Below are 24,920 nucleotides of genomic sequence, written 5' to 3'. Positions count from 1 at the left end.
GGGACAGGAGGCCGTGGTGGCCGAGACGACGCAGCCCGGGACGACGGTCGCCGAGGTGATGGCCGAGCTGGCCGCGCTCGAGGACCCGAAGGCACGCGAGGTGAACGAGAGGCACGGCGACGATCACGGTGTCAACCTCGGCAAGCTGCGCGCGCTCGCGAAGCGGCTGAAGACGCAGCAGGAACTCGCGGTCCGGCTCTGGGAGACGGATGACACCGTGGCGAGACTGCTCGCGATCCTGATCTGCCGCCCGAAGGCGTTCGAGCGTGACGCGCTGGACGTCATGCTGCGCGAGGCGCGCACACCCAAGGTGCACGACTGGCTCGTGAACTACGTGGTGAAGAAGAGCCCGCACTCCGAAGAGCTGCGCTCGGCCTGGTCCGCCGATCCGGATCCCGTGGTCGCGAGCGCCGGCTGGGCGCTGACCACCGAACGCGTGGCGAAGAAGCCCGGAAGCCTCGACCTCGCAGGGCTGCTCGACGTCATCGAGGCGGATATGAAGGACGCCCCGGACCGCTTGCAGTGGGCGATGAACCACTGCCTGGCCCAGATCGGGATCGAGCACCCCGAGCACCGCACCCGTGCCATCGGCATCGGCGAACGCCTGGAGGTGCTCAAGGACTATCCGACGTCCCCCGGCTGCACATCCCCGTTCGCGCCCGTCTGGATCGCCGAGATGGTGCGGCGACAGCACGGCTAGTGCTCTGACCGCATAGGTTCGCCGGGTTGCTCAGGCTGCGGCGGCGAGGGGGCGTCCGCCCCAGCGGGTACCTCTCTCGCTGCGGATGCGGGCGCGTTCCTTGCGTTCGGCGGTCAGGACGTCGCGGTGGCGGGCGTTGGCGTTGCGCCGGCGCAGGTGGGCGTGCAGGGCCCGGGTCTGCACCGTGTGGTTGGGATAGTTTGAGTTGGCGATGGTGAACTGCCGAAGCGGTCCGAAGTGCGCCTCGATCGGGTTCGCCCACGAGGCGTAGGTCGGGGTGAAGCACAGGTTGACCTTGTTCTTCTTCGCCCAGCGGCGAATGTCGGCGCCTTTGTGGGCGGACAGGTTGTCCAGGATGACGTAGATCGGGGCGCCGTCGGGGCGGGCGGCCCGGATCGATTTCAGCGCGGCCAGGGTGTTCGCGGCACTCTTCTCGCGGCGGTTGACGCCCCAGAGGGTGTCGTCGCCGATCGAGTGGCAGCCGTGGAAGTAGCGAACCCCGTGGGTGCGGTGGTGGGTCGCGGGATGCCGCTCGGGTCGGCCTTGTTCGGCCCAGCATGACCCGGCGGTGGGCCGGATACCGAGGGGCCCGAACTCGTCGAAGGCGAAGACCCGGTCCGGAAAACGCTCCAGCACCTCCTCGATGCGGTCCAGCTGGGCGCCGCGCTCCGGATCGGGCGATTCCTTCCACGTCTTGGTCCGCTGGAAGGTCACGCCGCGCCGGGCGAGCAGGCACCGTAACGCCTCGCGGCAAATCCGGATGACACGGCCCTGCACTTTCCGCGGGTAGGCGGCGAGTTTGCGGATGGACCAGCGGGTGAAGGGCTGGCTGAGCTTGGTCGGGCGAGTGGTGGCCGTCTGCACGACGAAGCCCTCATCGTCAGGGCTGAGCAGGCGGGGACGGCCTCCCGCCCACTGAGGGTTTAGACAGGCCAGGCCGATCTCGTTGAACCGGTGGATCACATCGCGCGCCGGTAGCGAACCGAACTGGTGCTGCCCCGGCGCACGATCTGCTGCAGCTTCTGCCCCTCCTGGTCGGTCAGTCTGCGCACACGGACAGGGTCAGCCGCCGCACCTCCAGCGGTCGGATCGGACGTCACCCGACATCCAACCGCCACGACGCCAACCCGGCGAACCTATGCGGTCAGAGCACTAGCGAGTAGGCGCTCCCGCCCAGCACGGGGTCTGGGCGGGAGCGGTGCGGTCCCCTCCGGTCGTTCTTCAGCACGAAGGGACCGCTCGTCCTTCCAGACTGGAAGGTCCGACGCCCGGGGAGACGTCCGCGTTCCATGGTGCGCCTCGCTCCCGGTGTCGCGACGAGAAGTACGTTTCCGCCTTCAAAAGCGTTCGATCCGCCATGTTTTGCACGTGCCTGTGACCGACATGGCCCGATGAGGCGCGCTGCGGACACCGGGGCGCCCGGTCGGCATTGTTCCGTAACTCCATGATCACGTTGAGTGTCCGGTGGTCGACGCACCATGCTGACGTCCAACTCCTCCGCAGCGCCTCAGCACCGCCGGGGAAGAGCCTTCCAGACGCCTCGAGTTGAGAGACAAGGTGCGATGTCCAGTAAGCAGGTGTTGACCGTCGTCGTGATGGTGGCGGTCTTCGCGTGGAGCACGGTGATGACCGTGCTGGGGCACCTCGCGGCCGTGGCCGCGCTGCTGCCGTCGCTCGGACTGCTCGTCCAGCAGATCGTCGCGGCCCTCCACGCCACGCAGTCCCCGCGCCACACCCCGGTGGACTCCGCCCCGAAGGCCATAGCGGCCGGGCCCGAGGAGCCGGTGCGATGAGCCCGTTCTCCGCCTACGAGCAGCCCGACGGCGAGCCGCCGAGCAGGCGCGGCCGCAAACCGGAGTCGATCGGGGAGCAGGTGGGCCCCTCCCACCGGGCCTGGCTGGAGCCGGTGCGCACCAGGCTCTTCGCCACCGGGCTCACGCTCGACGACCTCGTCGGGCGCTCCGGCTACTCCAAGGCCCGCATCAGCGAACTGCTGCGCGGCAAGGGCTACTACCCCGGCTGGGAGATCACCTACAGCGTGGTCCGGGCTCTGGACATCCCCGTCTGGCCGCTGCGCCGGCTGTGGACGGCGGCGGCACGTGAGGCGGCCAAGGACCCCGCGTGGATCGAGAGCCGCATACACGCCGTCCAGCCGCTGCCCCCGGAACGGCCCCCGCTCGCGCACCAGGGCTTCACCGAGGCCATGCGCCACCCCTACACCGCCTACGCCCGCGCCTTCCTGCAGAGCGACCGGCGCGCCCACTGGGTCGTCTCGGAGGCCAGCGACATCCTCTGGCTGGGCTGGGACGACGCCGTCGCCGGCCCCAACGTCCCCCGCCACGCATGGCGGCTGCTGCGCTCCCGCGTCTTGTTACGCGCCCACCTTCATCCTGCCGGACACCCCGATCTGCGCCCGGCGGCGTTCCAGACCGTCGACCAGAGCCGGATCGACGACCTGACGGCCCGGTTCGCCCGCATAGGCCGCCTCGCCGACTTCTTCGACGCCGTCGCCCGGCTGCCCCAGAACCAGCTCGACGTCACCGTCCTGCGCTATCTGTGCGGTATCCACCCGGACGCCGTCCCCGGCGTCGTCGGTCTGTCCGCGGCCATCACCCAGTCCATCGACCACCACGCCCGAGGCGCCCTGGAAGGCACCTACCACCGCCATGACCACCGGGAGTGAGCACCCCGCCATGACCGCCATCGACGATCTCCTCTCCCGCTCGCTCCTGCTGCACGACCCCCACGTGCCGTCGGACACCGTCCCGTACGAGGACACCGCCTACCCGGCCTTCGCCCCGGACGGCACCCCGCTGTGGGACGTCGGCGGCGGCGACCTGGCCGACGACAACGCCGCCCGGAGCCTGCGGGCCCTGTGCGAGGCCGTCGTCGTCCACGCCACCCCCGGCCAGCTCGCCGACTTCGTCACCGAACAGCTGCCCTCCCCGCGCGGTGCCTGGATCCTGGGCTGCGTCCTGCAACTGGCCGACGAGCGGGACGGCGCGCGCTTCTGGTGGCAGTACGCCGCCGGGGCCGGTGAACCCGCCGCCTCCTACTGCCTCCACCTGCATCACCTCGCGCTCGGCGACAGGCAGGCGGCCGCTTTGTGGCACAAGCAGGCCGGCGACGACGCACCGGCCGACAGCGGCCTCGGGGTGGACACCAGCATTCCCACGGTCCTGCGCATCCTCAGCCGACTGGCCCCGACCGCCCCCCGCGACCACACCGAGACGTTCACCGCGGTCAAGTCCTACGTCACCAACGCCGTCGCCGCCGGATACGCCCGCAACCCGGGCTACGAGATCCCGCTCCCCGGCCCTCACTTCGCCGAACAGCTCGAGATCATCCTGGCCGCCACGTCAGCGGTCTCCCGGTCCGTGCGACAGGCCGGGCCGCAAGCCGCCGGCCTGCCCAACCGCACCAGGCCGCGAGCCGACGCCGGGGACCGCTCCGGCGAGTCCGCGCACGAGCCGGAACGGGTCCTGGTGGAGACCGCCGCACGCGACGAGTCAGCCTCCAGCTTCTTCCGGGAAGCCCTCGCGGCCTGCTGGGAGACGGCCGTCGCGGACCGTACGGCCAGGGGAGCGGACCGCCGCGACGTGCGGCTGCGCTACCTCCTGGACCGCCGGCCCACCGAACCTACTTCGTGCCGCTGAGCGTCTGGGTCGCCAGAGCCAGGTTCTTGTCCTCGGCGCTGCCCCAGGCGTAGACGACATTGGCCGTCCCGTCCTTGAGGGTCAGGTCGGCCGGGCCGATGGCCACGTCGTCCGTGCCGGCAAGCACGACATCGGCATTCACGGTGCCCGCCGCGACCTCGGCGGTGTCCTCCTTGGGGTTCTCCAGGCCGGTGAAGAGCGGCTGCCCGTTCGCGCGGACGTCGACGGCCGGTGCGGCGGCGACGTGGCGCACCGTGAGGCGTGCCTTGCCTTCGTCGACCTTCGAGACATCGTTGGTGAAGGCCGTCAGCTCCGGTGCGCCGTCGGCGGTGAGGTGGGCCGCGATCGTGGCGTTCCCGCCTTCGGGCACCTTGATCTCCTTCTCGAGGGCGGGCGTGCCGTCCGGGCTCTGGCCCGCTTCGAAGATCTCTATGTCGTAGGTGCCGGCCTTGAGGGCCTGCGGGTCGGTCACCGTGCCGGGCTTGAAGTCGCCGAGCAGCTCGTCACCGTTGGCGTAGACATCGACGGTCATCCCGGGAATGCCGTGGAAGACAGACACCATGGCCTCGTTCTGCGAGGCGGCACCCGCCATGGCGGGCGCGGTGGCGCCCAGGGCCAGGGCACAGGCGGCGGCCGATGCGGCGGCAGCGAGAGAGGTCCGGGAAGTCATGGGGTGATCCCTTCGAACGAGCCTCCGCACCTTGCGGGGTCTCGATGTCGTTTCGTGAAGGGCGACTGCCATGGATGCGCGGAATGCACCTTTCGTATCATTTAGGCAGCCTTCGTGAGTGAGTTCGGCAGTTCGCCTAGACGCCCGTCCAGCGGACCTGGCCCGGTTCGATCGCCCTGCGCAGCCGCTGCAGGCCGCGGCGGGCGTGACTCTTCACCGTGCCGAGGGGCATGCCGGTCCGTTCGGCGATCTGAGCCTGGGTGAGGTCCTCGTAGAAGGCCAGGCACAGCACGTACCGCTGGTGCCACGGCAGACAGGACAACTCGTTCACCAGCAGAACCCGGTCCAGCACGTCCTCCGCCGCCGACTCGCCCGGTCCGGCCGTGTCGTCGGTGTGGGCGAGCGAGTCGGCGAGAGCCAGCCGTCTGGTCCGGGCGGCCAGCGCGTCGACGATCTTGCGCCGGGTGATGCCCACGAGCCAGGCGCCCAGCGGGCCCCGCTCCGGGCGGAAGCCGGCCTGGCCGCGCCAGGCGCCGAGGAACACCTGCTGGGTGACGTCGTCGGCCTCGTGCGTGTCGCCGAGCGACCGGGTGGCCAAGGTGTGGACCAAGGGGGCCCAGCGCCGGTAGACCGCGGCGAAGGCGTCCTCGTCGGCGGCACGGAATCCGTGGGCCAGTTCGTCCTCGTACCTGGTTTCTTCTCGGGTGTCGATGGTCATGGCCTGGTTCCTCCTGCCATGCGCGAGGTGCGGCCTTCCGCACGCGTCCCAGTCTTGTGACGCATAAACGACGCAGGCAACATGCATCGTTTATGCGTCGTAAAGTGGGGTCTGTGAGCAGAGGTGACGGCGACGGCCGACACGACGAGTACCCGGGGAGCGGCGGGCTCACCACCGGAGAAGTGGCGAGGCGCCTCGGGGTGGCGCCCACCACGGTCCGTTCCTGGGACCGCCGCTACGGCATCGGTCCCGACGCGCACACCGACGGCAGGCACCGGCGCTGGACCGCCGCGGACGTGGCCCGTCTGGAGCGGATGTGCGCCCTGACGGCGACCGGTCTGCCCCCCGCCGAGGCCGCGCGCGTGGCACTCGGCGACGCGCCGCCGGACGCGGCCCCGGCCACCCGCGTGCCCCTCCCGCAACCGCCTCCGCCGCCCCGCGGCCGCAGCCGGGCCGGGAGCGGTATGCGACTCGGCGACGTGCGGCATGAGTCGAGGGGGATCGCCCGTGCCGCCCTGCGTCTCGACGCCGCCGCTCTGGACGAACTTCTGCTGGCGGCGATCGCCGACCACGGACTGGTCACCGCCTGGACGGAGGTGATCATGCCGACCCTGCAGGCGGCCGGACGCAAGTGGGAGAGCTCGGGCGAGAAGTACGTCGAGGTGGAGCACTTCCTGTCGTGGCACATCTCCGGGGCGCTGCGGCGCAGCACACCACCCGTGACCGCCGACGGCCCGGGCATCACCACGGTGCTCGCCTGTGTACCGGGGGAGAACCACACCCTGCCGCTGGAGGTGCTGGCCGCCGCACTGGCCGAACGGGGACTGCCGGTACGCATGTTCGGTGCCGCGCTGCCCGTCGAGTCGGTCGTCGCGGCGGTGCGCCGGACCGGACCGGCCGCGGTGGGCCTGTGGGCCCAGTCCCGCACCACGGCCAGCCGGCCCCTGGCTCAGCACGTGGCGGCGATGGAATGGGGGGTGCGCGGTGCCCGCAGGAAGCCGGTCGTCCTGACCCTGGGCCCGGGCTGGGCCGGCCAGACCCTTGCCGGGCTGCCTCATCCCCCCGGACTGGCCGAGGCCCTCGCCGTGCTGGAGTCGGTCGTGTCAGGGCGGTGAGTCACCGCGGGCCCGCTCCTGGCGGCGCACCTCGGCGAGATCGCCGAGCCGGTCCAGGCCGCGGAGCGCCTGTGCCATGCGGTGGTTGCGCCCCAGTCCCGAGCGGTGCCGGTCGAGGAAGGCCCAGTAGCCCGCGGTGTAGGGGCACGCCTGTGCGCCGGTCCGCTCCGAGGGCCGGTAGACGCATGAGCCGCACAGGTCGCTCATCCGGTTCACATACGCACCGCCGGACGTGTACGGCTTGGTGGTCATACGGCCGCCGTCGGCGTACTGGGACATGCCGACGACATTGGGCACCATCACCCAGTCGTAGCCGTCGACGAAACAGCGGTGGAACCAGTCCGTGACCGCGGCCGGATCCCAGCCCCGCTGAAGCGCGTAGCTGCCGAGGATCATCAACCGGGGGATGTGGTGGGTCCATCCCGTGTCGCGTACCTGGGACAGCACCGTGCCCAGACAGCGCGCCTCCACGTCGTCCGCGTCCAGGTCGCTCCACCAGTCCGGCAACGGGGCGGTGTGGCGCAGCGCGTTGGAGTTCCGGTAGTCCTCGCCGAAGTGCCAGTACAGCTGCCACACGTACTCGCGCCAGCCGGCGATCTGCCGGACGAAGCCCTCGACACTGTTCAACGGCGCCCGCCCCTCGCGCCACGCCGTCTCGGCCCGTTCGACGCACTCGGCGGGGTCGAGCAGCCCCAGGTTGAGCGAGGACGACAGCAGGCTGTGGCTCATGACGGGGTCGGCGGCGAGCATGGCGTCCTCGTACGGGCCGAACGCGGTGAGCCGGCGCTCGACGAAGCGACGCAGCGCCGCCCGGGCCTCGGCGCGGGTCGCGGGGAACAGCCGTGGTCCGTCCCGCCCGACGAAGCGCACGTCGCCGGCCTTCTCCCAGCGGTCGAGGTCGTGACGGACCTCCTCGTCGATGTCGTCCTCGCGCGGCCGGTAGGGACGGTCGACCGGCAGGGCGGTCGCGTCACGGGGCGGCGGCTCCCGGTTGTCGTGATCGAGGTTCCAGCGGCCGCCCGCGGGCCGGTCGCCGTCCATCAGCAGGTCGTGTCCGCGCCGGACCCAGCGGTAGAAGTCCTCCTGACGCAAGCTCCTGCCGCCCTGGCCGCCGGCCCAGGCGGTGAAGTCGTCCATGGGCACCAGGAATCCGCGCGCCGGGCCCGTCGTGACCCGCGGCAGCGAGCGCACCAGCCGCAGCGCGGCGTACGAGGTCGGGTGATGAACGGTCAGCGGGCCGCTGCCCGCCGCCCTTTCGAGTCCTTCTCGGTATGTGTCAGCGCGTACGTAGGTGACGCGGTCGCCGAGTTCGGCCGCCCGGTGCCGCATGGCCGACAGCACCAGGTGCGCCTTGGCCCGGTGGAAGCGCCGGCGCCGGAACACCGACCGGGCCTCGATCATCAGCAGCGGCGTGTCACGGGCCAGGCCGCTGTCCTCCGACGGCCGCAGGAAATGCGGACCGAGCTGATCACCGAAGAGCCAGTGCATGCCGCGCCCCCTGCCGTCAGTCCCGGCCGCGCGCGTGCTTGAACCGTGCCAGGCCCTCAGCGAGATCGATCAGCGGCCCCGGGTAATCCACCCGCGCCCGTTCCTCTTCGGGCAGCCGCCAGGGCTCATGGATACGGGCGTCGGGCACGTCCGACAGTTCAGGCACCCACCGCCGTACGTATCCGCCCGTCGGGTCGAAGCGCTTGCCCTGGACGACCGGGTTGAGGACGCGGTGGGGGCGGGTGTCGGTGCCGGTCCCGGCGACCCACTGCCAGTTGAGCTGGTTGTTGACGATGTCGCCGTCCACCAGCAGGTCCAGGAAGTGCCGGGCGCCGATCCGCCAGTCCACGTACAGGGTCTTGACCAGGAAACTCGCCACCAGCAGCCGCGCCCGGTTGTGCATCCAGCCCTCGTGGCGCAGCTGGCGCATGGCCGCGTCGACGACCGGATAGCCGGTGCGGCCCTCCCGCCACGCCGCGATGTCCTCGGCGGCCTCGTCCTCGGACCGCCACCGGTCGTGCCGCGTCCGGTAGTCCTGACCGGAGGCCTCGGGGCGCGCCGCCAGCACCTGGTGGTGGAAGTCGCGCCAGCACAGCTGCCGTACGAACGCCTCCGCCCCCGGCCCGCCGCGCTCGCGGGCCCGCTGGACCAGCTCCACCGGCGACAGGGCACCGAAGTGCAGATACGGCGAGAGCCTGGAGGTCGCGTCGCCCGCGAGGTCGTCGTGCCGGTCCTCGTACTCGGAAAGGCCGCTGCGGGCCCACCGGTCGAACCGGTCGCGCCCAGGTGTCTCGCCCCCGGTGGGCAGGCCCGGCGAGACGCCGGACAGCTCGTCCCGGGAGGGCAGCGGCTCGCCCTGCACGGCGTCGGGGACGCGCACGACGCGCGGCGCGGGGCAGACGTCCCTCAGCCGCTCCCGCGACCACCGGCGGAAGTAGGGGGTGAAGACGGCGAAGTGGTCGTTGCCCGCGGGCGTCACGGCACCGGGCGCCACGGCCGTGATCACGCTGTCGTGCACGTGCAGCGCCACGCCCTGCCCGCGCAGGGCGTCCCGCAACTGCTCCTCCCGCCGGTGGGCGTAGCCGCTGACGCCCGCCGCGATGTGCACCTCCGCCGCCTCGCACTGCGCGGCCACCGCGCAGACCTCCTGGACGACCGGGCCCTTGCGCACGACGAGCCGCCCGCCGCACCGGCGCAGCGAGGCGTCCAGGTCGGCCAGGCAGTCGGCGAGGAATGCGCTGCGGTTGGGCACGTCGAAGCCCGCCGCGTGGACACCGGGGTCGCGGACGAAGAGCGGCACCACCTCGTCCGCCCACGCCAGCGCGGCGCGCAGCGGGGGATGGTCGTGCACCCGCAGATCCGAGGTGAACAAGACGACCGCGACGGTCATGGCGATTCTCCTGAGGGTGCTGTGCGATGTGGATCTCTAGTGCCTGACTCTTCGGTCACGGCGCGCAGTCCGGATGCGGCCGGGTCGCGGGCCGGCCCGGCGCGCGCTCATGCCCTTGGCGGCGGCCTGGGTGATGTTGCGGGCCATGCCGCCGAAGACGACGGCGTGAAACGGGGAGAGGGACCACCAGTAGGCGTGCCCCAGCAGACCCCGGGGATGGAAGAGGGCGCGCTGCCGGTAGCGCGTGCGGCCCGCGTCGTCCGTCTCCGCGTACATCTCCAGCCACGCGAGGCCGGGCAGGCGCATCTCCGCCCGCAGTCGCAGCAGCCGGCCCGGCTCGATCTCCTCGACCCGCCAGAAGTCCAGGGAGTCGCCGGCCCGCAGGCGCTCGGCGTCCCGTCGCCCGCGGCGCAGGCCTACACCGCCGACGAAGCGGTCCAGCCAGCCGCGGACCGTCCAGGCGAGCGGGAAGGAGTACCAGCCGTTGTCGCCGCCGATGCCCTCGATCACCTTCCACAGCGACTCCCGGGACGCGTCCACCGAGAGGTGCCGCTCGTCCCCGTAGAGGCTGCCGCCCGCCCAGTCCGGGTCGGTGGGCAGGGGATCGCTCGGCGCCCCGGGCACGGCGGCGGACGACCAGCGGGTGGCGACCTGCGCCTCCCGCACCTTGCGCAGCGCCAGTGCCAGCGCCGCGTCGAACGGCAGCGGCCGGCCCGGGAGGTCGGGCACGTGCCGGGCGATGTCGTGCTCGCGGCACACGACCTCGTGGCGCAGCGACTCCGTCAGCGGCCGGGCGAGGGCGGCGGGCACCGGCGTGACCAGGCCGACCCAGTGGCTCGACAGCCTCGGGGTGAGCACCGGCACCGGCACGATGAGCCTGCGCCGCAGCCCGGCCACCTCGGCGTAGCGGTCCATCATCTCCCGGTACGTGAGGACATCCGGCCCGCCGATGTCGAACGCACGGTTGACGTCATCCGGCATCGAGGCCGAACCGACCAGGTACCGCAGCACGTCCCGCACGCCGATCGGCTGCGTCCGGGTGTGCACCCAACTGGGTGTGACCATGACCGGAAGCCGCTCGGTCAGATAGCGCAGCATCTCGAAGGACGCCGATCCCGACCCGATGACCACCGCCGCCCGCAACACGGTGGCCGGCACCGGCGCGTCCAGGAAGACGCGTCCCACCTCGGCCCTGGACCGCAGATGCGGGGAGAGGGACTCCTCGGGAACGCCCTGGGGGGTGAGCCCGCCGAGGTACACGATCCGCCGCACACCGGCGGCGCGTGCCTGCTCGGCGAAGACCCGGGCCGCCTTCCGGTCGGTGTCCTCGAAGCCCGCACCGGTGCCCAGGGCGTGCACCAGGTAGTAAGCGACGTCGACACCGCGCATCGCGGCGGCGACCGAATCGGCGTCCGTGACATCGCCCCGGACCGTCTCGGCGTGCCCCGCCCAGGGGTGATCGCGAAGCTTGCCGGGGGAGCGGGCCAGGCACCGGACCCGGTGGCCGGCCTGGAGCAGTTCCGGCACCAGACGCCCGCCGATGTACCCGGACGCCCCGGTCACCAGAGAGTGCGGCGGCTGTGCGTCCCGTTGTCCGTCCGTCTCCACGATCGGCTCCTCCACGCGTGCGCTCCGGCGTCGCGGCCTCGTTCCCTCGATCATGGCCGCAACGGCGGGACCGCGCCTGTCGCGGCGGGGCGAACGGCCGCATTCGCTCTCACACGACCACTTCGGACGCGTCGCGGCCGTCGGATGCATCCCGCCGCCGACGGATGCGCGACGCCGCCGAGCGGGCTTCAGCCGGGCGGAGCGTCGGCGCCGGCCGCCTGATCGGCCCGTCCTCCGGCGCCGAGCAGCCCCGTGGCCGTGAACGGCTCGCGGGCGGCGAGACGCGGCAGTTCACGGCGCGACAGCCGGGTGACGACCGGGGGCATCGCCGCCCGCACCAGCTGGGTGTACCGCAGCCAGCGGGGCATGTAGACCGACGGCCGGCGCCGTTCGACCGCGTTGACCAGCCGGCCCGCGACATACGGGACGGGGTACACCTTGCGCGCCGGCGGCGGCATGTGACCGCGCAGCTCCCGCAGCACCGGGTGCGCGTCGGCGTCCCGGACCATGTCCGTGTCCGTCCAGTTGATGTACGCGATGCCGACGCCCACGTGCTGATGGGCGACCTCGGCCTGCAGCGCGTGCGCGAACGACTCGACCCCGGCCTTCGAGGCGCAGTAGGCGCTCATCATCGGCGCGGCCCCGATGGAAGCGAGAGACGCGACCTGGAGGAAGTAACCCCGCGTCTCCAGGAGGTCCGCCAGGAACGTCCGCGCGGTGACGGCACTGCCGACGAGGTTCACCTCGACGACCCGGCGCCAGACCCCGAGATCGGCCTCGGCGAACGGCCCGCCCTCGGCGACCCCCGCGTTGGCGATCACCACCGAGGGCGGCCCGAGCCGCTCACGGATCCCGTCGGCGGCGCGAGCCATGCCGCGCTCGTCCGTGACGTCGACCTCCCAGCACTCGGACACGCCCCGAAGGCTGTCCCGCACCCGGGCCAGCGTCCGCTCCTCACGGCCGAGCAGCGCCACCCGCGCGCCCCGGCGGCACAGCTCCCGGGCCATCGCCTCCCCGAGGCCCCGCGCGGCACCGGTCACCACGGCGGTCCGGCCGTGCAGGGGGCTCTGAGCGACCGGCATGGGACGTTCCTCTCCGCGGCGGCGCTGGCCAGGCCCACGTTAGGCGCGGACCGGGCCGTCGGCACGCCGGGATCCCGGCCCGGTCGCCGTTCCGGTCAGGATTCGAGAAGCGCGGGTTCCGGAGCCGCTCTAGCGTCGACCTCATGACTTCCATCGCATCCGTCACCCTCGAGGCGTCCGACCCCACCGCCGCCGAACGCTTCTACACCACCGCCTTCGGCCTGGGCGGACAGGTACGCCTGCGGGCCTCGGAGGCACCCACCTCCGGCTTCCGCGGATTCACGCTGTCGCTCGTGATGTCCCAGCCGGCCGATGTCGACGCCCTCGTCGACGCGGCCGTGAACGCCGGTGCCGAGATTCTGAAGCCCGCCGCCAAGTCGCTCTGGGGCTACGGGGGCGTCGTACAGGCACCCGACGGGACGCTCTGGCAGGTGGTCTCGTCGTCGAAGAAGAACACCGGCCCGGCCTCCCGGCAGATCGACGAGATCGTGCTCCTGCTCGGTGTCGAGGACGTGAAGGCCAGCAAGGGCTTCTACGTCGATCACGGCCTCACCGTCGCGAAGAGCTTCGGCGGCAAGTACGTCGAGTTCGCCCCCGGGTCGGATCCGGTCAAGCTGGCGCTCTACAAGCGCCGAGGCCTGGCCAAGCTCGTCGGCGTCTCCCCCGACGGCACCGGATCGCACCGGCTCACGATCGACAGCGACGCCGGGACCTTCACCGACCCGGACGGCTTCGCCTGGGCGACCGCGTCGGAGAACGCCTCGCTGTGAACCCGGTGTCGTCCGGGTACCGGCAGCCCTCGGTCAGCGGGCCGCGGGATCCGTACGGGGAGTGAGCGGGGCGAGGGCCGCCAGTTCCAGCAGCTCGTCGACCGACCACCGGTCGTAGACGTGCTCGCCGTACCCGGCTGCGAGGACGCGCCCGCCGGGTTGCGATGAGGAAGTCGGCGGGCAGGCCGAGCCGACCGCCGTGCGGGCGGGACCGCGCGGACGATCGGTCCCCAGGCTCGCGGGCTGAGCGGGGCGCGGGGCGACCGCTCCACACCGAACTCCGTGTACAGCCTCCTGGCGGGGTCGGCGACGACCGCGAACGGGAGACCGGTCGTGTGGGGCGACAGCTCCTCGGCGGGCGAGTGGAAGACCACGACCGCGAGGAGCTCGAACGGCTCGTCGTCGAACTCGTACTGAACGCCGTGGACTCCGGGCCCCCTGATCCCGACGCGTCATGGCGCGAGCGGATCGAGGTCATGGCGCGGCGTCTGCGCGACACCGTGGGCGCTCATCCGGCGGTCGTTCCCCTGACCATCACCCACCGGCACCACTCCCTCGGAGTGCTGCGCTGGTCGGAGACCGTGACCGCCATCCTCACCGAGGCGGGCGTCGAGGGCGACCGCCGGGTCGTCGCCCCGCGCGGCCTGCTCGGCTACGTCATCGGCGCGATCCAGCTGGAGCACCTCGGGCCCCTGTCCGGCCCGGGGACGACGGCCATCACCGAGCTGCCGCCCGCCGAGTTCCCCCACATGACCGAGACGGCGCGAGACGCGCGGAACGTCAGCGCGGACCAGGAGTTCCTGGGAGGGCTCGCCATGCTGCTCGACGGCCTCGGGGCATGAGGCCGTCGGGCTGCCGTGCGCGTCAGGCCGCTGTCCCGACCGGCGAGTCCGCCCGGGCCGGCTGCCGTACCACGCGGCGGCGACGGCTCGGCAGGCCGAGCATCGGATTGGCGACGCCCCAGGCCGCTCCCTTGCAGACCAGTTCCTTGTAGACGGCGGCGAACCGGCCTGTCAGGGCCGCCCGGACGGCGCGGTCGTCGGCGGTGACGTACTGGATCAGGCCTTCCCTGCGGCCCAGCGAGATGCACTGGTTGAAGTAGCGCAGCGGGACGTTCGGGAGCTTCCCGCCGGTCAGGCGGGCCGCGATGGCGTCGGCGGCCTGCCATGCCATGGGGGTGCCGGAGGCGCACGACATCCGCAGCGGCTTGTCGCCGGGGCCCATGGCCAGAGCCGCGTCGCCGACGGCGTACACGTCCGGGTGCGAGACCGAGCGCATGGTCCCGTCGACCAGGATCTGCCCGGTGTCGTCGACCTCCAGGGTGGTGGCCCGGGCGATCGGGTGGACGGCGAAGCCGGTGGTCCACACAGTGACCACTGCGGGGATCGTCTCGCCCTCGGCGGTGGTGACGCGGTCGGCCTCGACCCCGGTGACGGAGGCGTTCTCGTGGACGGTGATGCCGAGCTTGCCGAAGACCTTCCGCAGATGCCTGCGGCCCTTGGGTGAGAGCCAGTCGCCGAGTTCGCCGCGGACGGCCAGGGCGACGTCGAGGTCCGGGCGGGCCTCGGCGATCTCGGTCGTGGCCTCCAGGCCGGTGAGCCCGCCGCCGACGACGACCACGGACTCTCCGGCGTCCAGGCGGGCCAGGCGCTCGCGCAACCGCAGTGCGCCGGGGCGGCCGGCGACCTGGTGGGCGTGCTCGGCGACGCCGGGGACGCCCTGGTCGTTCCAGCCGCTGCCGAGCGCGTACACGAGGGTGTCGTACTCCAGTTCCTCGGTCTCCGGCTCTCCTGGGCCTTTCGGGCTTGCGACGGTGACGGCGACGGTCCTGCGGTCGACGTCGACGCCGGTGACCTTCGCGAGCTTCAGTTCGACGCCGGTGCCCGCGAACATCTCGCCGAAGGGCCGGGGCCTGAGATCCTGGCCCGCCGCGAGCTGGTGCATCCGGACCCGCTCGACGAAGTCGGGCTCGGCGTTGACGAGGGTGATGGCGACGTCTTCACGGTGCAGCCGCCTGGCGAGGCGGCCGGCGGCGATGGCTCCGGTGTAGCCGGCTCCGAGGACGACGATGCGGTGCTGCATTTCGGGCTCCTGTCGTGAGCGGGATTCGCCCCTTGAACCGGGCGGCCCGCTGTTTCCTGACAGGAGTGTGGTGTGAAGCACGTCACATTATGGGCGGTGGTGTCAGAAGACCGTGAGCAGGGGGTCGCCGTGGTCGGTGGCCGCCCACTGCCTGGTCGCGCGTTCGAGCTTGTCGGGGTTGACCTGGTTGCGGAAGGCGGCGATGCCCTCGGCGGTGATCTCCAGGCACATCACGCCGATGACCCGGCCGTCGAGGACCACCACGAGGGCCGGGTCGCCGTTGGCGGTCGTGGCGAAGACGTCGGGCGATCCGCCGACCAGGTCGCGCTTGGCCTTGCCGGGCTTGAACAGACCCCGCATGAACTTCGCGACCGCGAGAGCGCCCTCGAACGCCTTGGCTCGGGCCGGGACCTTCCCGCCGCCGTCGCCGACCGAGACGGCGTCCTGGGTGAGCAGCCGCACGAGTGGCTCGGTCCGGCCGCTGGTGGCGGCCGCGAGGAACTCGTCGACGATACGCCGGGCAGCGGCCTCGTCGACCTCGGTGCGGGCCCTGCCGTCCGCGACATGCTTCTTGGCGCGGTGGAAGATCTGCTGGGCGGCGGTCTCGGTGATGTCGAGGATCCCGGCGATCTCCCGGTGCGGATAGCCGAACGCCTCCCGCAGGACGTACACCGCCCGCTCGCCCGGGGAGAGGCGCTCCAGCAGGGCGAGGACCGCGTAGGAGACCGACTCGCGCTGTTCGGCGGTGTCGGCAGGCCCGAGCATGGGGTCCCCGGCGAGCACCGGTTCGGGAAGCCACTGGCCCACATAGGTCTCGCGCCGCGCGCGGGCCGAGGTGAGCTGGTTGAGGCACAGGTTGGTGAGCACCTTCGTCAGCCAGGCCTCGGGGACCTCGACGCGACCGATGTCCGCGGCCTGCCAGCGCAGGAAGGTCTCCTGCACGGCGTCCTCGGCCTCGCTCGCGGAACCGAGGAGCCGGTAGGCGATGGCCTCCAGACGGGGCCTGGCTGCCTCGAACCGATCCACGTCGCTCATGGTCAGGGCCATGACCGGGATCTTAGCCCGCGCGTGGCCGCCGAGGGCCGGGACCGGGGCGGCGTCGCTAGCCGTGCAGTTCGCGATACGCGGCGACCGCCCCCGGATGCAGCGGGACGGCGCCCGTGGAGATCAGGCTGCGGGCGTCGAGGAACTGCGTGCCGAGCGCCGGGGCCGGGACGAGGCGGGTGGCCCGGCGGACCAGGACGTGAGTGAGGGCGGCGGCGACGGGGGCCGGGAGGTCGGGACGGCAGAGCAGGAGGTTGGCGACGCCGATGGTGGGCACCTCGGGGGATTTCCGGTACGCCCCGGCCGGCACCGACACCGCCTCCAGACCCGACCCCGCCGGGCCGAGGCCGGCGCGCAGCCGGGGGAGCAGGCCGGTCAGGGGCAGCAGGCGGATGCCGGGGTGCGGGTCGAGCCAGGAGAGCACGGGGAGCGGTACGCCCCCGGCGACCAGCAGGGCGTCGATCGTTCCGGCCCGCATCGCACGCGCCGCCTCCGGCATCAGCAGATGCCGTACCCGGACGTCGGTGCCGGGGGTCAGGCCCGCGACGCGCAGCAGCCGGTCACCGAGCATGGCGCCGCCGGACGCGCCCGCCCCCAGCGAGACGGTGCGGCCCTCCAAATCGGCCACCGTGTGGATGGGGGCGTCGGAGCGCACGGCCAATTGCACGTAGTTCTCGTAGACCCGGCCGATCGCCCGCAGCGGGACGCGGCGGTCGAACGGAGCCGTGCCGCCGTACGCCGCCCACGCGATGTCCGACAGGGCCGGCGCCACGTCGGCCCGGCGGGCCTGGAGCAGCCGTACGTTGTCCACGCTGCCCTCGCTGGTGACCACCTCGCACGACAGCCGCGGGTAGACGGCCGTGACCTGGGCGGCGAGCAACCGGCCGAAGGCCGTGTAGAAGCCGTCGGTCTCGCCGGTCGCGATCCGCAGCTCTCCCTCCGGTCCGCGGTCCGAGTGCCGTGCGTCGGCCGCCGCCGAGCCCGCGAGCAGGCCGGTGCCCGCCACGCCGAGCGCGGCGCGCAGGGCGGTACGGCGGCTAATGGACTGGGCGGAGCCGGTCATGCCGTCTGTCCCTTCGGGAGCACGACCCGGACGCGCAGGCCGTGCGGTTCGGCCGCCGTGAACTCGACGTGTCCGCCGTGACCGGCCACCAGCCGCTCGGCGATCGCCAGGCCGAGTCCGCTGCCGCGCACCTCGCGGTGGCGTTCCGAGCGCCAGAAGCGGGTGCCCGCCCGGGGGAGTTCGCCGGTCGCGAGGCCCGGCCCGTCGTCCCGTACCTCGAGCACCGCGTCCGGGCCCTCGACGAGGCAGCGTGCCTCCACGCGGGCGCCGCTCCCGGCGTACTTGATCGCGTTGTCGAGGAGGATGTCGGCCACCTGGGCCAGCTCTCCCTCCGGACAGGCCATGAGAACGGCGGGGCCGGGGACGAACTCCAGCCGGACTCCGGCCTGTTCGGCCACCGGCTGCCACAACCGGGCCTGGGCCGCGGCGACCGCCGCCGCGTCGCAGCACGCCTCCCGCGTGTCCGTGACGGCCAGTTCGCCCGCGCGGTGCTCGGCGTTCGCCAGGGTGAGCAGGTCGTCGAGAAGATGCTCCATGCGTTCGAGTTCGGACGTCACCCCGGTGTAGGTGCGGGTGGCGGAGGTGCGCAGATGCGGCTGGAGCGAGTCGATGCGCAGCCGCAGGGCGGCCAGGGGGTTGCGCAGCTGGTGCGAGGTGTCGGCGACGAGCCGCCGCTGCTGTTCCAGCGCGGTGGTGACCCCGTCGGCCATGCGGTTGAAGCCGGTGGCCAGCTGGCGCAGCTCCGGTGGACCCCCGGCCCGCGCGTGCTCGGGTGGCAGCCCGGCGGCCAGGGTGCCGACCGCGCGGTCGAGACGGTGCAGCGGCCGTACGACCCACCGCGTGGCCCGGCGGGCGAGCAGCACACAGGCCACGGCGAACAGCCCCGCACCGGCCAGGACCAGCGCCCAGCGCAGGGCGATGTCGTCCGCCGCGACCCGCACCGAGGCCCGCAGCACCACGGCGCCGGACACCCTGGTGCCGGTGCCCACGGGACGGGCGAGCAGCCGGTCGGCCCGCGACCAGGGCCGCAGCGTCCCGCCGGGGGAGACGGGCTGGTTGCGCAGCGCCGCGTCCACGAGCCGGGCGACGGCCGGGTCGGCCGCGCGCAGGCCGCCCGTCTGCACCACGGGTGCGCGGCGGGCGTCGACGACCACGACGGCCTCGCCGTACAGCTCGGTGTAGCGGCGCACGTCGGCGGTCAGCGCCCCGGTGTCGTCGCTCTCGGCGGCCTGCTCGGCCAGCGCCGCGAAACGGTCGAGGTCGGCGGTGCGCGCCGCGACGAGTTGCTGGGTGCGCTGCGCCGAGGTGACGGCCAGCAGCGGGACGGCGAAGCCGGCCACGGCGAGCACCACGAAGGCCAGGACCACGGTGAGGACGCGGGTGCGCATGAACAGGGCCTGCCGTGAGAAACCGGCTCAGTCGCCGAAGCGGTAGCCGAAGCCGCGGATGGTGGTCAGCACCTCGGGGCGGCCGAGCTTGGCCCGCACCTGGGTGAGATGCACGTCGAGCGAGCGGGACACGGCGAGGAAGGCGTCGCCCCACACCTCGTCCATCAGCTGCTGGCGGCTGACCGCCGTGCCTGCCCGGGCCGCCAGCGCGGCGAGGACCTCGAACTCCTTGGTGGTCAGCCGCACCTCCGCGCCGCCGACCGTCACGCGGCGCGCGTCGAGGTCGACCTCGACATCGGCGACGCGGACGGTGCGCGCCGCCGGGGCGGCGGGTGTCGTGGCGCGGCGGGTGACGGCCTCGATCCGGGCCAGCAGCTCGGCCAGCCGGACCGGCTTGACCAGGTAGTCGTCGGCGCCCAGCCGCAGGCCGCGCACCACCGACCGTTCGTCGCCCCGGGCGGTCAGCACCACCACCGGCAGTGGGCTGACCGCGCGCAGCTTGCGCAGCACCTCCAGACCGTCCAGGTCGGGCAGGCCGAGGTCGAGCAGCAGGAGGTCCGCCTGCCGGTGGCGGGCGAGGACGTCCTCGCCGCGCCTGACCCTGGCCGGCACGTGGCCGTTGTCGTACAGGGCCTCGGTCAGCGCGCCCGCCACACCGTCGTCGTCCTCGGCCAGCAGCACCCGCACGGTCGCCTCCTCTCCCGCCTCGTCAGTCGCGAGACCGGGACACGTCCTCGTCCAGCGGCGACGCGTCGGAGGTCTCGCGCATCCGAATGTAGACGAGCAGCGAGATCAGGACACAGGCGGTCACGTAGTAGAAGTACCAGTTCTCGTGTCCGGCCTTCTTGAACCACAGGGCGATGTACTCGGCGGTGCCGCCGAACACGGCCACGGTCAGCGCGTACGGCAGGCCGACACCGAGCGCCCGGATCGAGGTCGGGAACAGCTCCGCCTTCACCACCGCGCTGATCGAGGTGTAGAGCGAGCTGACGGCCAGCGGCCCGACCATCAGCAGGAACGCGTACACGGGGTCGCTGGTGTGCGACAGCAGCGTGAGCGAGGGCACCACCACCACGGTGCCCAGCGCCCCGAAGGCGATCAGCAGCGGACGCCGCCCCACCCGGTCGGAGAGCAGCCCCATCACCGGCTGGAGCAGGACGAACACGAGCAGTGCGAAGAAGTTGATCCAGGCGGCCGTGGGCTTCTCGATGCCGCTGGTGTTGACCATGAACTTCTGCAGGTACGTCGTGTACGTGTAGAAGAACAGGGTGCCGCCCATGGTCAGGCCCACCACGACCAGGCACTGGCGCGGGTACGACAGCAGCAGGCGCAGGCTGCCGCGGGCCGGGCCGTCCTGCTCCTTCTCGCCCTCCGACGCGGCGCGCTCGAAGCTCTCGGACTCGTCCATGCCGCGCCGCAGCCACAGCACGATCACCGCCCCCGCGGCACCGACGACGAACGCGATCCGCCAGCCCCAGGAATCCATCTGCCCGGGGCTGAGCACCTGCTGCAGCACGATCTGCAGGCCGAGCGCGGTCAGCTGGCCGGCGATGAGGGTGACGTACTGGAAGCTGGAGTAGAAGCCGCGGCGGCCTGGCGTGGCCACCTCGGACATATAGGTGGCGGAGGTCGAGTACTCACCTCCCACCGAGAGCCCCTGCAACAGCCGCGCGGTGACCAGGAGGACCGGCGCGGCCACCCCGATCGAGCCGTACGACGGGGTCAGCGCGACGATCAGCGAACCGGCCGCCATCAGCGTCACCGACAGCGTCAGCGCCGCTCGGCGGCCACGGCGGTCGGCGTAGCGGCCCAGGACCCACCCGCCGATCGGCCGCATCAGGAAGCCGACGGCGAACACCGCGGCGGTGTTCAGCAGCTGCGCGGTCTGATCGCCGGAGGGGAAGAAGACGGACGCGAAATAGACGCTGAACGCGGTGTACGCGTACCAGTCGTACCACTCGATCAGATTGCCGATCGATCCGCGCATGATGTTGCTGACGACCCTGCGTTCGTCGCGACGCGGCTTGCGCGCACGCTCGGCGGTGGTCTGTGTGGCCATCGGAACTCCCTTGTCTGCGGCCCGGGAGCACACAGCGTCGACGGCCGGAACAGCGCAGCTCAACGCCGGGAGCCAAGTCCTTACAGTCCCTTAGGGCTTCCCCGAGTCACATGATCGGCGCAGTGGCGGTGAGTGCGCGGATCCGCTCAGCTGATGACCACGGATGAATACTCAATTATCCTTGTTTGCACTCAATACCGTGTATAGCGATCAGGGTCCGGTGCTGCTTTGGGCAGGATGGCGCGATGACGCAACCGGGAGCCACCGGGGGCGAGCCGGTCGCGGAGCCGGCGCGGTCCGACGGCGAGGCGGCGACGGCCAGGGCGGTCGTGGACGCCCACGGCAGGCTGACCGGGTGGAGCGAAGGCGCGCGCCGGCTGCTGGGGTATGAGGAGCCGGAGGTCACGGGCCGTTCCGCGACCGTGCTCCTCGCCGGCGAGCCGCCCACCGACACACTGCGTTCCGTCGCGGGACTGCGCCGGTGGAACGGCTCGGTGGACCTCCGCCACAAGGACGGCCGCCCTGTCCGGGTGAGCCTGCTCGCCCACCGCCGCGAGCGGGACCCCTCCGGCGACGGCCGCGGCCCCGAGTGGCTTCTCGTCTCGGCGGTCGCCTGCTCCCGTACGGAACTCGACGAGGACGGTCCGCACGGATGGTCCCTCACCCAGTCCCCGTGCACCACGGCGCTCTATGACACGGAGCTGCGGCTGCGGCGGGCCAACGCGGACATGGAACGCGTGATGGGCCTGACCGAATCCGAGATGCGCGGGCTACGGGTGTCGGAGATCGTCCTCGACGCGGAGAGCGACCGCACCGAACACCTGATGAGGCGGGTCCTGGAGACCGGCGAACGACAGCACCTGCGGGCCGCCCTGCACCTGTCCGGCGACCGGTGGGAGAGCCTGTGGTCGGTGACGCTGGCGCCGGTCCACGACCACGGCGGCACGGTGCAGGGCGTCCTCCTGTCCGCCCACAACATGACCGCGGAGCACCTGGCCCGGCAGCGCCTCGCCCTGGTCGCCGAGGCCGGGGTCCGTATCGGCACCACCCTCGACCTGACCCAGACCGCGCAGGAGATGGCCGACGTCGCCGTCGGACAACTGGCGGACTTCGTCACCGTGGACCTGCTCCCCGACATCGAGGACGACCAGGAATTGCGCGCCATGACCTTGCCCAGTCCGGTCATGCTGCGCCGGGTGGCCAACCAGTCGGTGCTTCCGGGGTGCCCCGAGGCCGTGGTGGAGCTGGGCACGGTCGCCGTCTACCCGGACGTGTCGCCGGCGGCCGAGGTCCTCGCCTCGGGACAGCCCCTGATCCATGAGGTGACGCCGGCCGGGGTGGCCAAGTGGGAGGACCAGGCCCCGGAGCGCGCGGAACGGGTACGGCGCTTCGGCTTCCACTCGGTCCTGGCGGTGCCGATGCGGGCCCGCGGCATCACGCTCGGCGTTGCCACCTTCACCCGGCACCGGAATCCGGAACCCTTCACGGAGGACGACCTGCTCCTGGGACAGGAGATCACCGCCCGGGCCGCCCTGAGCATCGACAACGCCCGCCGCTTCACCCGGGAGCGCGCCACCTCGCTGACCCTGCAGAGCAGCCTGCTGCCGCAGGGGCATCCCCGGCAGCCCGCGGTCGAGACCGCCTCGCGCTATCTTCCGGCCAGCGCGCAGGCCGGTGTGGGCGGCGACTGGTTCGACGTCATCCCGCTCTCCGGCGCCCGGGTGGGCCTCGTCGTCGGCGACGTCGTAGGGCACGGGATCCAGGCCTCGGCCTCCATGGGGCGGCTGCGCGCGACCGTGCGCACCCTCGCGGACGTCGACCTCCCGCCCGACGAGCTCATGACACACCTGGACGATCTGGTGGACCGGCTGTCGGCCGAGGGCGAGGACGCTGACGCGCCCGGCAGCGCCGCCGACATCGGAGCCACCTGTCTCTACGCCGTCTACGACCCGGTCAGCCGGCGCTGCTGCGTGGCTCGCGCTGGCCACCCGGCGCCGGCGTTGCTCATCCCCGGCCGCGAACCGTTCCTGCTCGACCTTCCCGCCGGGCCACCCCTGGGGCTCGGCGGCCTGCCGTTCGAGTCGACCGAGATCGAGCTGCCCGAAGGCAGCCTGCTCGCCCTCTACACCGACGGTCTCGTCGAGGCGCGCGGGCGCGACATCGACCAGGGAATCGACGACCTGCTCAAGACGCTGGCCCGAGCGGGATCCTCGCTGGAGAGCACCTGCGACGACGTGCTGCAGGCCCTGCTCCCGGACCGCGCGGCCGACGACGTGGCACTGCTGCTGGCCCGGACCAAGTCCCTGGATTCGGACCATGTGGCCACCTGGGACGTACCCCCGGAACCGTCCGAGGTCGCCCGGATCCGGCGCAGCGTCACCCGGCAGTTGCAGGAGTGGAACCTGGAGGAGGACGCGTTCGTCACCGAACTCGTCGTCAGCGAACTGATCACCAACGCCATCCGCTACGCCGAGCCGCCCATCGAACTGCGCCTGATCCTGGACCGCAACCTGATCTGCGAGGTGTCCGACACCAGCAGCACAGCACCGCACCTGCGCCGAGCCCTCACCTACGACGAAGGCGGCCGCGGCCTGCTCCTGGTCGCCCAGCTCAGCCGCAGGTGGGGCACCCGCCACGCCCGCCGCGGCAAGACCATCTGGGCCGAACAGGCCCTGTCGGCCGGCGACTCGGGGCCGGCCACGATGTGATCCGGCTGTGGCCTGGGGCCGTGCGGAAAGCCCTACAGTCCTACAGCCCTGCGATCCCGTTCCACCGCTTCCCGAACTCCCCCCGCTCCGCCGACGTGATGTCACGCGCGACGGCGAGCCTGCCGCGCAGCTCCGCGTCAGGAAAGATCAGCGGGTTCTCGGCCAGAGCGGCCGTCTCCTCGTCCTTGGCGGAGGCGAGGATCTCCTGGGCGGCCGGGACCGGGCAGACGTAGTTGACCCAGGCGGCGAGTTCGGCGGCGACCTCGGGGGCGTAGTAGTAGTCGATCAGCCGCTCGGCATTCGTCTTGTGCCGGGCGAGGTTGGGGATCATCAGCGACTCGGCCCACAGCTCGGCTCCTCCTTCGGGGACGACGAACTCGATGTCCGGGTCGTCCGCCCGGAGCTGGATCACATCACCCGAGTAGGCCTGACAGGCGAGGACGTCCCCGCTCGACAGATCCTTGATGTAGTCGTTGCCGGTGAAGCGGCGGATCTGTCCCCGGCTCACCTGCTTCTCCACCTGATCGCAGACCGTGTGGAAGTCGTCGGCCGTCCACCGGGTGATGTCGACGCCGTTGTCCTGCATCAGCAGCGCGAACGCCTCGTCCAGACCGGACAGCAGCGTGACCCGGCCCTTCAGGTCGCTCGCCCACAGATCGGAGACCTGCCGTATCTCCCGGCCGGTCCTGCGCCGGTTGTACGCGATCCCGGTGATCCCGGACTGCCACGGCACCGTGAACCTGCGTCCGGGATCGAAGGCCGGCGAACGCAACTGCGGGTCCAGGTACCTGGTCACGTTGGGCTGCCGCGCCCGGTCCATCTCCTGCACCCAGCCCAGCCGTACGAACCGCGCGCACATCCAGTCACTGATGACGATCAGATCGCGGCCGGTGGACTGATGGTTCATCAGCGCGGGGCTGATCTTGCCGAAGAACTCGTCGTTGTCGTTGATCTCCTCGACGTAGTCCACCGACACCCCCGTGCGCCTCTCGAAGCCCTCCAGGGTCGGTCGCCGCGCCTGGCTCTCGTCGTCCGTGTCGATGTACAGCGGCCAGTTCGCCCAGATCAGCCGCCGATCGGAGGCGGACAGATCGGCAGCGGCCCGGTCACCCGGCGGCACATAAGCGGCCGGCACACCGCACCCGGCCAGTCCGCCGAGCACCGCACCGGAACCGAGCGCACGCAGCAGGCCGCGCCGGGAGAGCGGAGGGATCGTCTTCAGGGGCATTCGGGCAGCATGCCGCGCCTTTGGAGACCGAACAATTGACACCGCGTTCGGAAGCCCCGCCCGCGCCCGGACACCCTGTCGAGCGGTGGGCGCCACCGGAGGTTGTGGCACTCCTTGACCTGCGAATTCATTGGTCCCAGGGCAGTTTGAC

Annotated in this window: 21 protein-coding genes and 1 pseudogene; 8 read left to right on the top strand and 14 right to left on the bottom strand. The window is 72.1% G+C overall.

Annotated features, from left to right (window positions below):
• Positions 1 to 58: 58 nt before the first annotated feature.
• Positions 59 to 700, top strand: a complete 642-nt coding sequence (locus tag ACFZBT_RS36865) for a DNA alkylation repair protein (protein WP_391113590.1) — start codon at positions 59 to 61, stop codon at positions 698 to 700.
• A gap of 30 nt (positions 701 to 730) precedes the next feature.
• Here the strand turns inward: ACFZBT_RS36865 and ACFZBT_RS36860 are convergent.
• Positions 731 to 1,800 (bottom strand): annotated as a pseudogene (locus tag ACFZBT_RS36860) (IS630 family transposase).
• A gap of 462 nt (positions 1,801 to 2,262) precedes the next feature.
• On the opposite strand from ACFZBT_RS36860, the gene ACFZBT_RS36855 reads away from it, so the two are divergent.
• The 3 genes from ACFZBT_RS36855 to ACFZBT_RS36845 are packed head-to-tail and all read left to right on the top strand — an operon-like array spanning position 2,263 to position 4,356.
• Positions 2,263 to 2,493, top strand: a complete 231-nt coding sequence (locus ACFZBT_RS36855) for a hypothetical protein (RefSeq protein WP_391113556.1) — start codon at positions 2,263 to 2,265, stop codon at positions 2,491 to 2,493.
• A complete protein-coding gene (locus tag ACFZBT_RS36850; RefSeq protein ID WP_391113554.1) occupies positions 2,490 to 3,383 on the top strand; it encodes an XRE family transcriptional regulator in 894 nt (297 codons plus the stop codon). The genes ACFZBT_RS36855 and ACFZBT_RS36850 overlap by 4 nt, the downstream gene beginning before the upstream one ends.
• Complete coding sequence (locus ACFZBT_RS36845; RefSeq protein WP_391113551.1) at positions 3,367 to 4,356, top strand: DUF6207 family protein; 990 nt, start codon at positions 3,367 to 3,369, stop codon at positions 4,354 to 4,356. The genes ACFZBT_RS36850 and ACFZBT_RS36845 overlap by 17 nt, the downstream gene beginning before the upstream one ends.
• On the opposite strand, the gene ACFZBT_RS36840 is transcribed toward ACFZBT_RS36845, so the two are convergent.
• Together ACFZBT_RS36840 and ACFZBT_RS36835 are read right to left on the bottom strand one after the other, a co-directional pair.
• Positions 4,340 to 5,026, bottom strand: coding sequence for a DUF4397 domain-containing protein (locus tag ACFZBT_RS36840; protein WP_391113548.1), 687 nt, complete (start codon positions 5,024 to 5,026; stop codon positions 4,340 to 4,342). The genes ACFZBT_RS36845 and ACFZBT_RS36840 overlap by 17 nt on opposite strands.
• A 136-nt stretch (positions 5,027 to 5,162) precedes the next feature.
• The gene (locus ACFZBT_RS36835; RefSeq protein ID WP_391113546.1) at positions 5,163 to 5,744 is read right to left on the bottom strand and encodes a sigma-70 family RNA polymerase sigma factor; all 582 of its coding nucleotides are present in this window, start codon (positions 5,742 to 5,744) and stop codon (positions 5,163 to 5,165) included.
• 92 nt (positions 5,745 to 5,836) lie between these two features.
• Between ACFZBT_RS36835 and ACFZBT_RS36830 the strand changes: the two genes are divergently transcribed.
• The gene (locus tag ACFZBT_RS36830; RefSeq protein WP_391113543.1) at positions 5,837 to 6,859 is read left to right on the top strand and encodes a MerR family transcriptional regulator; all 1,023 of its coding nucleotides are present in this window, start codon (positions 5,837 to 5,839) and stop codon (positions 6,857 to 6,859) included.
• On the opposite strand, the gene ACFZBT_RS36825 is transcribed toward ACFZBT_RS36830, so the two are convergent.
• From ACFZBT_RS36825 to ACFZBT_RS36810, 4 genes are all read right to left on the bottom strand, one after another.
• Positions 6,848 to 8,347, bottom strand: a complete 1,500-nt coding sequence (locus ACFZBT_RS36825; RefSeq protein ID WP_391113540.1) for a cryptochrome/photolyase family protein — start codon at positions 8,345 to 8,347, stop codon at positions 6,848 to 6,850. The two genes, ACFZBT_RS36830 and ACFZBT_RS36825, sit on opposite strands and share 12 nt — an antisense overlap.
• Before the next feature lie 16 nt (positions 8,348 to 8,363).
• Positions 8,364 to 9,737, bottom strand: coding sequence for an FAD-binding domain-containing protein (locus ACFZBT_RS36820; RefSeq protein WP_391113536.1), 1,374 nt, complete (start codon positions 9,735 to 9,737; stop codon positions 8,364 to 8,366).
• A gap of 36 nt (positions 9,738 to 9,773) precedes the next feature.
• Positions 9,774 to 11,345, bottom strand: a complete 1,572-nt coding sequence (locus tag ACFZBT_RS36815; protein WP_391113587.1) for an SDR family NAD(P)-dependent oxidoreductase — start codon at positions 11,343 to 11,345, stop codon at positions 9,774 to 9,776.
• A 188-nt stretch (positions 11,346 to 11,533) separates the two neighbouring features.
• Positions 11,534 to 12,427, bottom strand: a complete 894-nt coding sequence (locus ACFZBT_RS36810) for a short-chain dehydrogenase/reductase (RefSeq protein ID WP_391113534.1) — start codon at positions 12,425 to 12,427, stop codon at positions 11,534 to 11,536.
• Positions 12,428 to 12,570: 143 nt separating this feature from the next.
• Here ACFZBT_RS36810 and ACFZBT_RS36805 point away from each other — a divergent pair, with 143 nt between their 5' ends.
• Both ACFZBT_RS36805 and ACFZBT_RS36800 read left to right on the top strand, forming a co-directional pair.
• On the top strand, positions 12,571 to 13,197 hold the full coding sequence (locus ACFZBT_RS36805; RefSeq protein WP_391113532.1) for a glyoxalase: 627 nt from the start codon (positions 12,571 to 12,573) through the stop codon (positions 13,195 to 13,197).
• A 335-nt stretch (positions 13,198 to 13,532) separates the two neighbouring features.
• Complete coding sequence (locus tag ACFZBT_RS36800) at positions 13,533 to 14,039, top strand: TetR/AcrR family transcriptional regulator C-terminal domain-containing protein (RefSeq protein WP_391113529.1); 507 nt, start codon at positions 13,533 to 13,535, stop codon at positions 14,037 to 14,039.
• A gap of 22 nt (positions 14,040 to 14,061) precedes the next feature.
• Here the strand turns inward: ACFZBT_RS36800 and ACFZBT_RS36795 are convergent, their stop codons facing one another.
• The 6 genes from ACFZBT_RS36795 to ACFZBT_RS36770 all read right to left on the bottom strand — a co-directional run bounded on the left by ACFZBT_RS36795 (position 14,062) and on the right by ACFZBT_RS36770 (position 20,833).
• Positions 14,062 to 15,279 (bottom strand): FAD-dependent oxidoreductase, encoded by a 1,218-nt coding sequence (locus ACFZBT_RS36795; protein WP_391113525.1) that lies wholly within the window; start codon positions 15,277 to 15,279, stop codon positions 14,062 to 14,064.
• A 102-nt stretch (positions 15,280 to 15,381) separates the two neighbouring features.
• Positions 15,382 to 16,326, bottom strand: a complete 945-nt coding sequence (gene sigJ, locus ACFZBT_RS36790) for an RNA polymerase sigma factor SigJ (RefSeq protein WP_391113522.1) — start codon at positions 16,324 to 16,326, stop codon at positions 15,382 to 15,384.
• 55 nt (positions 16,327 to 16,381) lie between these two features.
• Positions 16,382 to 17,386, bottom strand: coding sequence for a TAXI family TRAP transporter solute-binding subunit (locus ACFZBT_RS36785; RefSeq protein WP_391113519.1), 1,005 nt, complete (start codon positions 17,384 to 17,386; stop codon positions 16,382 to 16,384).
• Complete coding sequence (locus ACFZBT_RS36780) at positions 17,383 to 18,774, bottom strand: ATP-binding protein (protein WP_391113516.1); 1,392 nt, start codon at positions 18,772 to 18,774, stop codon at positions 17,383 to 17,385. The genes ACFZBT_RS36785 and ACFZBT_RS36780 overlap by 4 nt, the downstream gene beginning before the upstream one ends.
• Before the next feature lie 27 nt (positions 18,775 to 18,801).
• The gene (locus ACFZBT_RS36775; RefSeq protein ID WP_391113513.1) at positions 18,802 to 19,461 is read right to left on the bottom strand and encodes a response regulator; all 660 of its coding nucleotides are present in this window, start codon (positions 19,459 to 19,461) and stop codon (positions 18,802 to 18,804) included.
• A gap of 22 nt (positions 19,462 to 19,483) precedes the next feature.
• On the bottom strand, positions 19,484 to 20,833 hold the full coding sequence (locus ACFZBT_RS36770; RefSeq protein WP_391113511.1) for an MFS transporter: 1,350 nt from the start codon (positions 20,831 to 20,833) through the stop codon (positions 19,484 to 19,486).
• Positions 20,834 to 21,078: 245 nt separating this feature from the next.
• On the opposite strand from ACFZBT_RS36770, the gene ACFZBT_RS36765 reads away from it, so the two are divergent.
• Positions 21,079 to 23,541, top strand: coding sequence for a SpoIIE family protein phosphatase (locus ACFZBT_RS36765; RefSeq protein WP_391113508.1), 2,463 nt, complete (start codon positions 21,079 to 21,081; stop codon positions 23,539 to 23,541).
• Positions 23,542 to 23,581: 40 nt separating this feature from the next.
• Here ACFZBT_RS36765 and ACFZBT_RS36760 read toward each other — a convergent pair whose 3' ends face one another.
• Complete coding sequence (locus ACFZBT_RS36760) at positions 23,582 to 24,769, bottom strand: extracellular solute-binding protein (protein ID WP_391113505.1); 1,188 nt, start codon at positions 24,767 to 24,769, stop codon at positions 23,582 to 23,584.
• Positions 24,770 to 24,920 lie beyond the last annotated feature (151 nt).

Origin of the sequence: Streptomyces sp. NPDC008137, from assembly GCF_042957035.1 — a bacterium.
Classification (GTDB): Bacteria; Actinomycetota; Actinomycetes; order Streptomycetales; family Streptomycetaceae; genus Streptomyces.
Note: the sequence above shows the minus strand (reverse complement) of the source record. Positions and strands in the feature narration are given on the sequence as shown.

Bases quoted from the DNA above. Each gene is read 5' to 3' on its own strand.
- ACFZBT_RS36865 (WP_391113590.1), top strand. From the start codon at position 59: ATGGCCGAGCTGGCCGCGCTCGAGGACCCGAAGGCACGCGAGGTGAAC.
- ACFZBT_RS36855 (WP_391113556.1), top strand. From the start codon at position 2,263: ATGTCCAGTAAGCAGGTGTTGACCGTCGTCGTGATGGTGGCGGTCTTC.
- ACFZBT_RS36850 (WP_391113554.1), top strand. From the start codon at position 2,490: ATGAGCCCGTTCTCCGCCTACGAGCAGCCCGACGGCGAGCCGCCGAGC.
- ACFZBT_RS36845 (WP_391113551.1), top strand. From the start codon at position 3,367: ATGACCACCGGGAGTGAGCACCCCGCCATGACCGCCATCGACGATCTC.
- ACFZBT_RS36840 (WP_391113548.1), bottom strand. From the start codon at position 5,026: ATGACTTCCCGGACCTCTCTCGCTGCCGCCGCATCGGCCGCCGCCTGT.
- ACFZBT_RS36835 (WP_391113546.1), bottom strand. From the start codon at position 5,744: ATGACCATCGACACCCGAGAAGAAACCAGGTACGAGGACGAACTGGCC.
- ACFZBT_RS36830 (WP_391113543.1), top strand. From the start codon at position 5,837: ATGCGTCGTAAAGTGGGGTCTGTGAGCAGAGGTGACGGCGACGGCCGA.
- ACFZBT_RS36825 (WP_391113540.1), bottom strand. From the start codon at position 8,347: ATGCACTGGCTCTTCGGTGATCAGCTCGGTCCGCATTTCCTGCGGCCG.
- ACFZBT_RS36820 (WP_391113536.1), bottom strand. From the start codon at position 9,737: ATGACCGTCGCGGTCGTCTTGTTCACCTCGGATCTGCGGGTGCACGAC.
- ACFZBT_RS36810 (WP_391113534.1), bottom strand. From the start codon at position 12,427: ATGCCGGTCGCTCAGAGCCCCCTGCACGGCCGGACCGCCGTGGTGACC.
- ACFZBT_RS36805 (WP_391113532.1), top strand. From the start codon at position 12,571: ATGACTTCCATCGCATCCGTCACCCTCGAGGCGTCCGACCCCACCGCC.
- ACFZBT_RS36795 (WP_391113525.1), bottom strand. From the start codon at position 15,279: ATGCAGCACCGCATCGTCGTCCTCGGAGCCGGCTACACCGGAGCCATC.
- sigJ (WP_391113522.1), bottom strand. From the start codon at position 16,326: ATGGCCCTGACCATGAGCGACGTGGATCGGTTCGAGGCAGCCAGGCCC.
- ACFZBT_RS36785 (WP_391113519.1), bottom strand. From the start codon at position 17,386: ATGACCGGCTCCGCCCAGTCCATTAGCCGCCGTACCGCCCTGCGCGCC.
- ACFZBT_RS36780 (WP_391113516.1), bottom strand. From the start codon at position 18,774: ATGCGCACCCGCGTCCTCACCGTGGTCCTGGCCTTCGTGGTGCTCGCC.
- ACFZBT_RS36770 (WP_391113511.1), bottom strand. From the start codon at position 20,833: ATGGCCACACAGACCACCGCCGAGCGTGCGCGCAAGCCGCGTCGCGAC.
- ACFZBT_RS36765 (WP_391113508.1), top strand. From the start codon at position 21,079: ATGACGCAACCGGGAGCCACCGGGGGCGAGCCGGTCGCGGAGCCGGCG.
- ACFZBT_RS36760 (WP_391113505.1), bottom strand. From the start codon at position 24,769: ATGCCCCTGAAGACGATCCCTCCGCTCTCCCGGCGCGGCCTGCTGCGT.